Source organism: Streptomyces flaveolus (assembly GCF_044765825.1).
GTDB classification, from domain to species: Bacteria; Actinomycetota; Actinomycetes; order Streptomycetales; family Streptomycetaceae; genus Streptomyces; species Streptomyces flaveolus.
Genome location: NZ_JBIWKU010000006.1, coordinates 416,126 through 428,069, shown reverse-complemented (window position 1 = coordinate 428,069; position 11,944 = coordinate 416,126). Strand labels below are relative to the sequence as shown.

Below are 11,944 nucleotides of genomic sequence, written 5' to 3'. Positions count from 1 at the left end.
AGGCGCCGTGCGGGCGCCGAAAGTCCACGGAATCCGAAGCAGACAACGGACCTTCACCAGGGTTAACGTCCTGCTCATGAGCAGCCCGAGCAGCGGCGTCGTGAACGGTGGCATCTCCTACTGGTACGCGGACGACGGTCTCCCGGCGGTGCGGGAGCCGCTCGCCGGGGACGCGTCGGCGGACGTGGTGATCGTCGGGGGCGGTTACACCGGACTGTGGACGGCGTACTACCTCAAGAAGGCGGCACCGTCCCTGCGGATCACGGTCCTGGAGCAGCGATTCTGCGGTTACGGCGCCTCCGGCCGCAACGGCGGCTGGCTGTACAACGGCATCGCGGGCCGCGACCGGTACGCGAAGCTGCACGGCCACGAGGCGGCGGTGCGGCTGCAGCGGGCGATGAACGACACCGTGGACGAGGTGATCCGGGCCGCCGCCGAGGAGGGCATCGACGCCGACGTCCACCGGGGCGGGGTGCTGGAAGTGGCGTGCACGCCCGCACAGGCGGCCCGGCTGAAGGCGTTCCACGAGGCCGAGCTGGCGTTCGGCGAGAAGGACCGGGAGCTGTACGGGGCCCGGGAGACGGCGGAGCGGATCAGGGTGGCGGGCGCCGTCGGTTCGACGTGGACGCCGCACGGGGCGCGGCTGCATCCCGTGAAGCTGGTGAAGGGGCTCGCGGCGGCCGTCGAGCGCCTCGGGGTGACGGTCCACGAGTCGACGCCGGTCACGGAGATCCGGCCCCGGCAGGCGGTGACGCCCTACGGCACCGTCCGGGCGCCCTACGTACTGCGCTGCACCGAGGGTTTCACCGCCTCGCTCAAGGGCCAGCGGCGGACCTGGCTGCCGATGAACTCCTCGATGATCACCACCGAGCCGCTCACCGACGAGCAGTGGGAGTCGGTGGGCTGGGCGGGCCGTCAGACCCTCGGCGACATGGCGCACGCCTACATGTACGCGCAGCGCACCGCCGACGGCCGGATCGCGCTCGGCGGGCGCGGGGTGCCCTACCGCTTCGGTTCCCGCACCGACAACGACGGCACGACGCAGGCGGCGACCGTCGAGGCGTTGCGGGAGATCCTGGTCCGCTTCTTCCCCTCCCTGGCCGGGCTGCGGATCGAGCACGCGTGGTCGGGGGTGCTGGGGGTGCCGCGCGACTGGTGCGCGACCGTCACCCTGGACCGGTCGACGGGGCTGGGCTGGGCGGGCGGCTACGTCGGTTCCGGTGTGGCCACCGCCAACCTGGCCGGGCGGACCCTGGGCGACCTGGTGCGGCGGGACTCGGGTGAGGGCGGCCGCACCGAGCTGACCGACCTGCCGTGGGTGGGGCACCGGGTGCGCCGCTGGGAGCCGGAGCCGCTGCGCTGGCTGGGCGTGCAGGGCATGTACGCCGTGTACCGGGAGGCGGACCGGCGGGAGCGCACGACGCACCGCGCGTCGTCGTCCCGGCTGGCGCTGCTGGCGGACCGGGTGGCGGGCCGCCACTGAGCGCTCCGCGCCGCGGCGTGGGTGCGGGCGGCCCGTGGAGCCTCAGCCCACCGGTTCCGGGACCGGGTTGTCGGCCGGGGTGCCGTGTTTCGGGGCCTTGGCCGTGACCATCAGGCCCGCGATCACGCCCGCCAGCAGCATGATGCCGGCGGCGAGCCAGATGGCGACCGTGTAGCCGTGGACGATGCCCTCCTTGATGATCTCCTCCCGCCGGGTGGGGTCGGTGAGGTGGGACGCGATCCAGGAGGCGCTGGTGCTGGTCGCGACGGTGTTGAGCAGTGCCGTGCCGATCGAGCCGCCCACCTGCTGCGAGGTGTTGACCGTCGCCGAGGTGACACCGGCGTCCTGCGGGGCGACACCGGCGGTGGCGGTGGAGAAGACCGGCATGAAGGTCAGGCCCATGCCGAGGCCCATCAGGAGCAGGGCGGGCAGGATGTCGGTGGTGTACTGCGAGTGCACGGTCATCTGCGTGAGGATCACCATGCCGCCGGAGGCGAGGAGCATGCCGGGGGCCATCAGCATGCGCGGGCCCACGCGGGGCAGCAGCCGGGCGGAGATCTGGGTGGAGCCGATGACGATCGTGGCGGTCAACGGCAGGAACGCCAGGCCGGTCTGCACGGGGGAGTAGTCGAGGATGACCTGGAGGTAGTAGGTCATGAACAGGAACAGCCCGAACATGCCGATGACGGCCAGCATCATCGTCAGGAAGCAGCCGGCGCGGTTGCGGTCGCGGATGATGTGCAGCGGCAGCAGAGGCACCGGCGCCCGGGTCTGCCACCACACGAAGATCCCCAGGAGGACGACGCCCGCGGCGAACAGCGCCAGGACGAGCGGGTCGGACCAGCCGCGCGGCTGGGCCTCGCTGAAGCCGTAGACGAGTGCCACCAGGCCGCCGCAGCCGAGGACCACGCCCGGGACGTCGAGGCGGACGTCGGCGTGGCCGGGCCGGTCGCGGAGCAGGACCAGGGCGCCGGTCACGGCGACGACGGCGATGGGGATGTTGACGAACAGGCACCAGCGCCAGTTCAGGAACTCCGTGAGCACGCCGCCCACGATGAAGCCGACGGCGGCGCCGCTGCCGGCCAGTGCGCCGTAGATGCCGAAGGCCTTCCCGCGTTCCCGGGAGTCGGTGAAGGTGGTCGTCAGCAGGGACAGCGCGGAGGGCGCGAGGACGGCGGCGAAGACGCCCTGCAGCGCCCGGGCGCCGAAGAGCATCGCGGGGCTCACGGCGGCGCCGCCGAGCGCGGAGGCGGCGGCGAAGCCGATCAGCCCGATGACGAAGGTGCGTTTGCGCCCCACGAGGTCGGCGATGCGTCCGCCGAGCAGCAGCAGACCGCCGAAGGCGAGGGTGTAGGCGGTGATCACCCACTGGCGGTTGGCGTCGGACATGCCCAGGTCGCGCTGCGCGGAGGGCAGCGCGATGTTCACGATCGTCGCGTCGAGGACGACCATCAGCTGGGCCAGGGCGATCACCACCAGCCCCCACCAGCGGCGGGGGTCGGCGTCCGCGGAGGCGGTTCCCTCACCTGTCCGGGTGGCACTCATTTGGCCAGAAGACCATGAATCGGGATGTAACGCATCCTGTTCCGGTCGTCCGTGGGTCCGTCGCCCGGTCAGGGCTCCAGAACCACCTTCCCGGTCGTCCCCCGGTCCTGGAGTGCGCGGTGCGCTGCCGCGGCCTCGGCGAGCGGGAAGCGGTGCACGGCGGGGGAGAGGCGGCCCTCGGCGGCCTCGGCGAGGGCGCGCAGTTCGAGGGTGCGGACGGGGTCGGGCCCGCCGGCCTTCTCCATCATCACCGGACCGAGCACCTGCTGGGACACGCCGTCGACGAGGTAGGGCCCGCCGTCGCGCAGGCCCTTGCCCGACCAGCCGAAGACCAGGTGCCGGCCGCCGGGTCCCAGGAGGGCGACGGCCTCCCGGGCGACGTCCCCGCCCACGCCGTCGAAGACGACGGTCGCCGCCCGGCCGCCCAGATGGGCGCGGACCTTGGCCGGCCAGTCCGGGTCGGTGTAGTCGACGGCGAGGTCGGCGCCGTTCGCCGCGACGCGGGCGGTCTTCGCCGGGCCTCCGGCCAGCCCTACGACGGTGGCGCCGGCGTTCTTCGCGTACTGCACCAGCAGCGTGCCGATGCCCCCCGCGGCGGCCGGGACCACGGCGACGGAGCCGGGGCCGAGGTCGGCGAACTGCAGGATCCCCATCGCCGTACGCCCCGTGCCGATCATGGCGACGGCCTCGGCGAAGCCCAGGCCGTCCGGGATCTCGTGGAGGCGGCCGGCGTCGACGGCGGCGAGTTCGGCGTATCCGCCGGGCGCGAAGCCGAGGTGGGCGACGACCCGCAGGCCGAGCCAGCGCTCGGGGGTGCCCTCGCCGAGGGCGTCGACGACACCGGCGATCTCGCGGCCGGGGACCGTGGGCAGGACGGGCAGCTCCGGCGCCGGCCCCCGCACGCCCTCGCGCAGGGCGGTGTCCAGCAGGTGGACGCCCGCCGCGCGGACGGCGACGCGGACCTGGCCGGGGCCCGGGCGGGCGTCCTCGACCTCTTCGAGGACGAGGTTCTCGGCCGGGCCGAAGGTGTGCAGACGGATGGCGCGCATGGCGGTCCCCCTTGTGAGGCTCGTGGTCCGGGCCCACTCAACGACCTCAAGCCTGCTTGAGGTCAAGCTCCTTCCGGCCGAGCGCCAGGGACACGGCCGTCAGGGCACTGTTGAAGGAGACCTCCGACAGCAGTCCCGGCGCGGCGACCTGGTCCCCGGCGAGGTAGACGCCGTCGCCGCGGTCGACGGCGGGCCGGTCACGCCAGGTGGTGCCGGGCGGGTCGACGGCGCCGGTACGGCCGTTCGCGACGGACTCGCGCCGCCAGGTGACGCGCTCGCGCCAGCCCGGGAAGCCCAGGTCGAGCAGGTGCTCCGCGCGGGCGGTGCCGTCGGCCTTCGACTCGTCCGGAGCGATCGGGATCTGCCCCTGGATCAGTTGCTGGCCCGCCGGTGCCAGGGTGCGGTCCTGCGCGGTGAACCGCTCGATCCAGCCCGGCGCGTCCAGGTCGGAGACCGCGAAGGCGTCGCCGCGCCGGGACCGCACGGCCAGGTCGATCAGGGTGGTGCGCCCGCTGGGCCAGGTCAGCGCGGGGTTGCCGAGCAGACGGCGGGCGGCGTCGAGGGAGGTGGCGACGACGACCGGGGTGTCCGCCGGGAGGGTGTCGACCCGGGACAGGGTCTCCATCCGGACCCCGAGGTTCCATGCCAGGGCGGCCATCCGGTCGATGACGCCGGCCCAGCCGCCGCGCGGGTAGTGCGCCTCGGGCGGCAGCTTGGCCGCCCGGCGCAGGCGTTCCTGCACGAAGGCGGCGGACAGCGAACCGGGGTCGTGGTGGAAGAGGGCGACGGCGCAGTAGTGGGCGGCGGCACGGGCGCCCTCCTCGCCCGCGACGCCGGTCGCCCAGGTGAGGAAGTCGGTGTCGACGGGGGCCGGTCCGATGCCCCGGCGCAGCAGTCTGAGCATGGCGAGGGGCGGGGTGCGGCGCAGTGCGCCCCGGTGGCGCAGCCGCAGCCGGGCCGCCTCCAGCGGCGGGAGGGGCGCGAGGGGGCCGATCAGATCGCGCTGCTTGAGCCAGGACCAGTGCGGGCCGCCGTTGTAGAGGGCGTGCGGGCCTTCGTTGGTGCGGTACGGGCCGTCGGCGGTGCGGGCCCGTCCGCCGAACGTGTGGTGGGCCTCGTGGACGGTGACCTCGGCGCCCGCCTCGGCGGCGGTGATGGCGGCGGTCAGTCCGGCGAAGCCGCCGCCGACGACGGTGATGCGGTGCATGGCTGGGGGCTCCCTCGGGTCGGGTTCGCCTGGTGTCGTGTCTTTCCGTGAGTACGACGGATGAGCGGCCGGGAAACGTGACACGCGGTCGGAGGAGATCACGAAGCCGCAGGTGGGGGCGGTTGTCAGTGGCGGGGTGCAGCATGGGGGCATGGCGAGGAGAGTGGCGGGCGGCAGCGGCGTTGCGGCGGCGGTGCGGGCGGTGCGGCGCCCCGAGGTGCGGCTGCCGGCGCTGGAGCCGTACGGCGGCGGAGGACTGGAGCCGGACGGCGACTACGACGGGCTGGAGTTCCTGGAGAGGGACTTCGCCGGACAGGACGGCGCGGGCGCCCGCTTCATGGACTGCGCGCTGACGGGGTGCGTGCTGGACGAGACGTCCCTGCCGCGCGCCCGGCTGCTCGACTCGGTCCTCACCGGCGTGCGGGGCGTCGGCACGGACCTCGCCGAGGCCACGCTGCGCGACGTGGAGCTGGTCGACGCCCGGCTGGGCGGCACGCAGTTGCACGGGGCGGCGCTGGAGCGGGTCCTGATCCGCGGCGGGAAGATCGACTGTCTGAATCTGCGCCGGGCCCGGCTCAAGGACGTCGTCTTCGAGGGCTGTGTCCTGGTCGAGCCGGACTTCGGGGGCGCGCGCCTGGAGCGGGTCGCGTTCGTGGGCTGCGCCCTGAAGGACGCGGACCTCAGCGCGGCGACCCTGACGGACGTCGACCTGCGCGGTGCCGCTCCGCTGGAGCTGGCCCGCGGCGTGGACCGGCTGGCGGGGTCGGTGATCAGCCCGGCCCAGTTGCTCGACCTGGCGCCGGTACTGGCGGCGGAGCTGGGGGTTCGGGTGCTGGCGGAGGAGTAGGGGGCGCGCCCAGGGCCCGGCCGAGCGGGTCGGGCGCGGTCAGGAGACGCGGGGGAAGCGGGCCTGGAGGGTCCAGATCGCCGGGTTCTCCGCCAGGGTCTCGTGCATGTCCGTGAGGTCCGCGATCAGGTCGTGGAGGAAGTCCCGGGCCTCCCGGCGCAGGGCGGTGTGCGAGAAGGACAGCGGCGGTTCGCTCGCCGGCAGCCACTCGGCCTCGATGTCGACCCAGCCGAAGCGGCGCTCGAACAGCAGACGGTCGGTGGACTCGGTGAAGTCCAGCTCGGCGTGCTGCGGCCGGGCGGCCCGGGAGCCCGCCGGGTCCCGGTCGACCTGCTCCACGATGTCGCACAGCGCCCACGCGAAGTCCAGCACCGGCACCCATCCCCAGGCCGTGGAGATCTCCCGGTCCTCCTTGGTGTCGGCGAGGTACACGTCCCCGCAGAACAGGTCGTGCCGCAGGGCGTGGACGTCCGCGCGGCGGTAGTCGGTCTGCGGCGGGTCGGGGAAACGGGTGGAGAGGGCGTAGCCGATGTCGAGCACGCAGGTGATGGTGTCATGCCCCCGCTTCCGGGCCACCGCAGGACCGGGGCGGGGTAGGTTGCCCCGCGTGATCATCACCCCGCTCACGCTCGCTCCCGACCACGACATCCCGGGCCCGCTCCTCACCGAGCTGACCGCCCTCTACGCGTCCCACCGCGCCTTCCACGCCCTCAGCGGCGACTTCCCGGACCCCGACGACATCCGTCCGGAACAGGTGGCGGCGGCGCTGGCCGACGAGTTGGCGCGGCCGGGCGCGGAGGTTCTGCTCGCCCGGGACGCGGGCCGGCTGGTCGGGATCGCGGTCACCCTCGCCCGGCATCCCGACCCGGCCGATCCCGACCCGTGGATCGGCCTGCTGATGGTGGACGCGCAGCGGGGCCGGAAGGGTCACGGCAGGCGGCTCGCGTCCCTGGTCGAGGACCGCTTCCGGGCCGCGGGCCACGCCGGTCTGCGGCTCGCCGTCCTCGACGGCAACAGCGACGCCCTCGCCTTCTGGGCCGCCCTCGGCTACGAGACCGTCGGTCACCGCCGGGACCTGCGAGCCGCCCGCCCCTGCACGGTGCTGCGCAAGCCGCTGCGCATCCCGCGCCGCGCGGCCCGCGTCGCCGTGCTCGACCCCGACGGCGCGGTCTTCCTCCTGCGGTACGACAACGTCGAGGTCGGCGTGCACTGGGCGATGCCCGGCGGCGGCCTGGACGAGGACGAGAGCCCCCGCGAGGGCGCCCTGCGCGAACTGCGCGAGGAGACCGGCTGGACGGACCTTGAGCCCGGTCCGCTGCTGTGCACCTGGGAACACGACTTCACCCACCTGAGCGTGGGCCCGGTCCGCCAGCACGAGCACATCTACGTCGCCCACGGCCCCCGGCGCGAGCCCACCGGCCCGCACCTCGCCGCCGCGCACGCCGCGGACGGCATCCTCACCTGGCGCTGGTGGAGCCGCGCGGAACTCGCCGAGGCGTCCGAGGCCCTGTGGCCGCCGGACCTGCCCCGGCTGCTCGACGCGTTCGAGGAGTGAGGCGGCGGCCGGCGCCCCGTCTCACGGGCGCTCCGGCTTCCCGCCCCCGTACAGCCAGTCGTCCCAGATCTCCGTGAAGTCCTTCCCGGGGGCCGACTTCTCCACGAACGCCGTGAAGTCGTCGGTGTCCGCGTTGCCGTGGCGGTGGGCGGCTGCCCAGTCGCGCAGCAGGGCGCGGAAGGCGTCGTCGCCGACCGTCTGCCGGATGCGGTGCAGCACCATCGCGCCGCGCTGGTAGACCGGGCTGTCGGAGATGTGGGCGGCATCGGACGGCTTGCCGGGCGGGAACGCCCAGACGGCCTGGTTCGCCGCCTCGTCGTCGAAGTAGTCGCCGTCGTAGAGCGCGTCGAAGGTCTCCTGGGCGGTGTCGCCGCCGTGGTCCTCCGTCCACAGCCACTCCGCGTAGGTGGCGAAGCCCTCGTTGAGCCACATGTCGCGCCAGGTCTTCGGCGTGACGGAGTCGCCGTACCACTGGTGGGCCAGCTCGTGGACGAGGGTCTCGGTGTCGGGGGCGCCGGGGAAGTAGGGCCGGGTCTGGGTCTCCAGGGCGTAGCCGGCGTCGTCCGGGCGGTCGACGATCGCGCCGGTGGAGGAGAAGGGGTAGGGGCCGAAGACGTCCCGCTCCCACTTCATGATCGCGGGGATCTGTGCGAGGACCGTCCGGCTCGCGTCGGCCTGCTCCGGGTCGACGGCCGTGTACACCGGCAGGCCGTCGTCGGTGACCGAGCGGCTGATCCGCCAGTCGCCGACGGCGACCGTGGCGACGTAGCTCGCCATCGGCTCGGCGGTGTGCCAGCGGTACGTCGTACGGCCGGCCTTGGTCGTCTCGCCGGCCGGCTGCCCGTTGGAGACGACCCCGTAGCCCTCGGGGACGGTGACCGCGAGGTCGTACGTCGCCTTGTCGGAGGGGTGGTGGTTGCCGGGGAACCAGGCCATCGAGCCGGTCGGCTCGCCGAGTCCGACCGCGCCGTCGTCGGTGGGCAGCCAGCCCTCCTCGGAGTCGTCCGGGTCGGTCACGGTCTCGGGTTCGCCGGAGTAGCGGACCCGCACCCGGAACGTCTCCCCGTCGTCCAGCTCGTCCGGCGGGCGGACGGTCAGCTCCTGCCCGGCCCGGTTGAAGCGGGCTTCCCGGCCCTCCACGGTGACCTTCTCGACGTCCAGGCCCTTGAGGTCCAGGTTGAAGGCGGACAGGTCCTGGGTGGCACGTGCCGTGATCGTCGCCGTGCCGGTGAGACGCCCGGTGCCCGGGTCGTAGTCCAGAACCAGGTCGTAGTGGCCGACGTCGTAGCCGCCGTTGCCCGCCTTCGGGAAGTACGGGTCGCGCACGCCCGAACCGCCGGGGGTGCCGTCGACACCACCGCCGCCACCACTGCTGCACGCCGCGAGGGCGGTGACGGTGGCGGCGGCTACGAGCAGACGGATGAGGCGCACGCCGTGATCCTAGGGGGCGTTTCACGTGAAACGCCCGCCGGATCCGGCCTGTGCGCCCGTCGGTCGGCAGGGCCTAGCCCAGCGCCTCCGCGCCCGCCTGCGCGAACTTCTCGTCCAGGGCGCCGGACGGGGCACCCGCGACGCCGATACCGGCGATCGGCGCCTTGCCGGCGGTGACCGGGACGCCACCGCCCAGGAACAGCGTGCCCGGGATGTCCTTCAGGTTGGGGGCGTTCTCCAGGCGGCCCTCCAGCTCGGTGGTCGTGGCGTTCCAGGAGACGGCGGTGTACGCCTTCTTCACGGCCGACTCGTACGACTGCGGGCCCGCGCCGTCTCCGCGCATGGTGAGGATCGTGTTGCCGTTGCGGTCGACGACGGCGACCGTGACGCGCTGGCCGTCCTTCGCGGCGGCCTTCAGCGCGGCCTGGGCGGCCTCGGTGGCGGCGCCGATCGTCAGGTGCGTGGAGGTGGTGGTGTCGCGCTTGCCGGCCGCGGCGGCGGGGGCGGCGGCCACCGCGGCGTCCGGGGCGGCCTCCGGCGCCGAGGCGTTGGCCGCCACCGTGCCGAAGGTGCCCGCGGCGACGGCGGCGAGGACGGCGCCGCCGGTGGCGATACGGGCGCGCCGGGAAAGGGACTTCTTCATGGTGGATGCTCCTCGGGGTCGGGGCGGACGGTCCGCGTCGAGGCCCCTGCGGGCCGCTTCCGTCCTTCTGCTCTCCACCCTCGGCTCCGCACCCGGGGTGTGCGGTCGCCGTTCCGGCTGCTCCCCCGCGACGGAACGGGCGACGGCGGGGTCGTCCGATCGGCTGACCCCTCCACCGTCCGGGCAGGTCACCATGGGAGTGAACGCACAGCTCAGCGTGGAAGGACACCACGGTGGAAAGGAGGCGTGCGCGGATGCCGAAGCCCTACGACCCGGACACCCGGTGGCTCGGTGCCGTCCTGCACGTGGCGTTCTTCCTGCTGCTCGGCGGCGCCCTCGCCCGCTTCCTGCTGCGTCACCCCGGCGAGCCCCGCACCCCCTGGATCATCGCCCTGTCCCTCGCGCTCGCCGCGCTGCACCTGCTCGGGCCCGTGCTCAGCGGCGCCGGGGCACGGCCCACGCGGCGGAGCCTGGCCTGGCTCGGTGCGGTGGTCGCGGTGTGGATGGTGCTCGTCGTCCTCGCCCCCAGCTTCTCCTGGTGCGCGGTGCCCCTCTTCTACACCGGCCTGCGGACCCTGCCGGCCCGGGCGGCGCTCGTGCTGGTGACCGTCCTGACGGTGTTCGTCGTCGCCGCGCAGCTCCGGCTCGCCGGGCGCTTCGACCCGAACCTGCTGCTCGCCCCGCCGGCCGTCGCCGCCATCGCCACGGCCGTGTTCCTGCACACCGAACGGCAGGCGGCCCGGCAGCGCGCCCTGATCGACGACCTGATCCGCACCCGCCGCGAACTCGCCGCCGCCGAACGCCGCGAGGGCACCCTCGCCGAACGCCAGCGGCTGTCCATGGAGATCCACGACACCCTCGCCCAGGGCCTGTCCAGCCAGCGGATGCTGCTCCAGGCCGCCGAGCGGGTCTGGGAGTCCGACCCGGGCAAGGCCCGCACCCACGTCCGGGGCGCCGCGTCCGTCGCCGAGCACAATCTCGCCGAGGCCCGCCGTTTCGTGCACGACCTCGCCCCGGCCGACCTCGCCCGCGGCGGCGGCCTGGTGGCGGCGCTCGGCGCCCTGGCCGAGCGGGAGTCCGGCGACCACCTCACCGTGCGGGTCCACGTGGACGACGGCGGCCGGGCCCCGCTGCTGCCCGATCGCGTCCAGTCGGCCCTGCTGAGGATCGCCCAGGGCGCCCTCGCCAACGTCCGGGAGCACGCCGGCGCCTCCACCGCGGCGCTCACCCTGACCCTCCTGGAGGACCAGGCCGTCCTGGACGTCACCGACGACGGCCACGGTTTCGACCCGGCGGCGCTGCCCGGCGCCCCGTCCGGGGTGCGCGGACACGGACTGCCCGCCATGCGTGCCCGGCTGCGCGGGCTCGGTGGCACCCTGACCGTCGAGTCCGCCCCCGGCGAGGGCACCGTCGTGTCCGCCGCCGTCCCCCTGGACCCGCCCCGGACCGACCCGGCCGACCCGCTGGAGGCACCCCGATGACCGAACCGGCCGCCCCGGACCCCGTGCGCATCCTCGTCTGCGACGACCACGTCGTCGTCCGCGCCGGACTGCTGGCCCTGCTCGACAGCGCCCCCGGCATCGAGGTGGTCGGCGAGGCCGGCACCGGGGAGGAGGCGCTCGCCCTCGCCGCTCGGCTGGCACCCGACGTGGTGCTGATGGACCTTCAGCTCGGCGAGGGCATCGACGGGGTGGAGACCACGCGCCGCCTCACCGCCACCGGCGGCCCGCCCCCGCACGTCCTGGTGCTCACCACGTACGACACCGACGCCGACATCACCCGCGCCATCGAGGCCGGCGCGACCGGCTACCTGCTCAAGGCCGAGCGCCCCGAGGAGCTGTTCGCCGCGATCCACGCCGCCGCGCGGGGCCGTACGGCGCTGTCCGGGCCGGTCGCCAGCCGGGTCATGGCCAACATGCGCAGCCCGCGCCCCTCCCTCACCGGCCGTGAACGCGACATCCTGGCGCAGCTCGCCACCGGTCTCGGCAACCGGGAGATCGCCCGGGCCCTGTTCATCAGCGAGGCCACCGTGAAGACCCATCTGCGCCGCATCTACGACAAGCTGGGCGTCGACACCCGCGCGGGCGCGGTCTCGGTGGCGAAGGAACAGCGCCTGCTGCCCTGACGCCGCAGGCCCCCCGGCACCGGGCCGGGGGGCCTGCGAACTGCCAACGGGCAGACGGA

The 11,944-nt window shown here is 74.3% G+C and carries 11 protein-coding genes; 5 read left to right on the top strand and 6 right to left on the bottom strand.

Annotation, left to right across the window (positions count from 1 at the left end):
- Window positions 1-76: 76 nt before the first annotated feature.
- Window positions 77-1,483, top strand: coding sequence for an NAD(P)/FAD-dependent oxidoreductase (locus tag ACIRG6_RS21000; RefSeq protein WP_239765820.1), 1,407 nt, complete (start codon window positions 77-79; stop codon window positions 1,481-1,483).
- A gap of 42 nt (window positions 1,484-1,525) precedes the next feature.
- Here ACIRG6_RS21000 and ACIRG6_RS20995 read toward each other — a convergent pair whose 3' ends face one another.
- The 3 genes from ACIRG6_RS20995 to ACIRG6_RS20985 all read right to left on the bottom strand — a co-directional run bounded on the left by ACIRG6_RS20995 (window position 1,526) and on the right by ACIRG6_RS20985 (window position 5,284).
- On the bottom strand, window positions 1,526-3,028 hold the full coding sequence (locus ACIRG6_RS20995; RefSeq protein ID WP_403324004.1) for an MFS transporter: 1,503 nt from the start codon (window positions 3,026-3,028) through the stop codon (window positions 1,526-1,528).
- 68 nt (window positions 3,029-3,096) lie between these two features.
- Window positions 3,097-4,077 carry a zinc-binding dehydrogenase gene (locus ACIRG6_RS20990; RefSeq protein WP_364674195.1) on the bottom strand — a complete coding sequence of 327 codons (981 nt, stop codon included), beginning with the start codon at window positions 4,075-4,077 and terminating at the stop codon, window positions 3,097-3,099.
- A gap of 46 nt (window positions 4,078-4,123) precedes the next feature.
- Window positions 4,124-5,284, bottom strand: a complete 1,161-nt coding sequence (locus ACIRG6_RS20985; protein WP_403324001.1) for an FAD-dependent oxidoreductase — start codon at window positions 5,282-5,284, stop codon at window positions 4,124-4,126.
- Between the two features lie 151 nt (window positions 5,285-5,435).
- Between ACIRG6_RS20985 and ACIRG6_RS20980 the strand changes: the two genes are divergently transcribed.
- The gene (locus ACIRG6_RS20980; RefSeq protein WP_364674190.1) at window positions 5,436-6,131 is read left to right on the top strand and encodes a pentapeptide repeat-containing protein; all 696 of its coding nucleotides are present in this window, start codon (window positions 5,436-5,438) and stop codon (window positions 6,129-6,131) included.
- Between the two features lie 39 nt (window positions 6,132-6,170).
- On the opposite strand, the gene ACIRG6_RS20975 is transcribed toward ACIRG6_RS20980, so the two are convergent.
- Complete coding sequence (locus ACIRG6_RS20975) at window positions 6,171-6,671, bottom strand: hypothetical protein (protein WP_189234051.1); 501 nt, start codon at window positions 6,669-6,671, stop codon at window positions 6,171-6,173.
- A 67-nt stretch (window positions 6,672-6,738) separates the two neighbouring features.
- On the opposite strand from ACIRG6_RS20975, the gene ACIRG6_RS20970 reads away from it, so the two are divergent.
- Window positions 6,739-7,686 (top strand): bifunctional GNAT family N-acetyltransferase/NUDIX hydrolase, encoded by a 948-nt coding sequence (locus ACIRG6_RS20970; RefSeq protein ID WP_364818072.1) that lies wholly within the window; start codon window positions 6,739-6,741, stop codon window positions 7,684-7,686.
- Between the two features lie 21 nt (window positions 7,687-7,707).
- Here the strand turns inward: ACIRG6_RS20970 and ACIRG6_RS20965 are convergent, their stop codons facing one another.
- Complete coding sequence (locus tag ACIRG6_RS20965) at window positions 7,708-9,117, bottom strand: M1 family metallopeptidase (protein WP_403323998.1); 1,410 nt, start codon at window positions 9,115-9,117, stop codon at window positions 7,708-7,710.
- 73 nt (window positions 9,118-9,190) lie between these two features.
- The gene (locus ACIRG6_RS20960) at window positions 9,191-9,760 is read right to left on the bottom strand and encodes a GlcG/HbpS family heme-binding protein (protein ID WP_364674182.1); all 570 of its coding nucleotides are present in this window, start codon (window positions 9,758-9,760) and stop codon (window positions 9,191-9,193) included.
- Window positions 9,761-10,014: 254 nt separating this feature from the next.
- Here ACIRG6_RS20960 and ACIRG6_RS20955 point away from each other — a divergent pair, with 254 nt between their 5' ends.
- Together ACIRG6_RS20955 and ACIRG6_RS20950 are read left to right on the top strand one after the other, a co-directional pair.
- Complete coding sequence (locus ACIRG6_RS20955; protein WP_364818078.1) at window positions 10,015-11,241, top strand: sensor histidine kinase; 1,227 nt, start codon at window positions 10,015-10,017, stop codon at window positions 11,239-11,241.
- Entirely contained in the window at window positions 11,238-11,885 is a 648-nt protein-coding gene (locus ACIRG6_RS20950) for a response regulator transcription factor (protein ID WP_365020247.1), read from the top strand. The genes ACIRG6_RS20955 and ACIRG6_RS20950 overlap by 4 nt, the downstream gene beginning before the upstream one ends.
- The last annotated feature ends 59 nt before the right edge of the window (window positions 11,886-11,944 follow it).

What these genes read in the sequence shown, in the direction of transcription:
- ACIRG6_RS21000 (WP_239765820.1), top strand. Translation starts at nt 77, where the DNA reads ATGAGCAGCCCGAGCAGCGGCGTCGTGAACGGTGGCATCTCCTACTGG.
- ACIRG6_RS20995 (WP_403324004.1), bottom strand. Translation starts at nt 3,028, where the DNA reads ATGAGTGCCACCCGGACAGGTGAGGGAACCGCCTCCGCGGACGCCGAC.
- ACIRG6_RS20985 (WP_403324001.1), bottom strand. Translation starts at nt 5,284, where the DNA reads ATGCACCGCATCACCGTCGTCGGCGGCGGCTTCGCCGGACTGACCGCC.
- ACIRG6_RS20950 (WP_365020247.1), top strand. Translation starts at nt 11,238, where the DNA reads ATGACCGAACCGGCCGCCCCGGACCCCGTGCGCATCCTCGTCTGCGAC.
- ACIRG6_RS20980 (WP_364674190.1), top strand. Translation starts at nt 5,436, where the DNA reads ATGGCGAGGAGAGTGGCGGGCGGCAGCGGCGTTGCGGCGGCGGTGCGG.
- ACIRG6_RS20955 (WP_364818078.1), top strand. Translation starts at nt 10,015, where the DNA reads ATGCCGAAGCCCTACGACCCGGACACCCGGTGGCTCGGTGCCGTCCTG.
- ACIRG6_RS20990 (WP_364674195.1), bottom strand. Translation starts at nt 4,077, where the DNA reads ATGCGCGCCATCCGTCTGCACACCTTCGGCCCGGCCGAGAACCTCGTC.
- ACIRG6_RS20960 (WP_364674182.1), bottom strand. Translation starts at nt 9,760, where the DNA reads ATGAAGAAGTCCCTTTCCCGGCGCGCCCGTATCGCCACCGGCGGCGCC.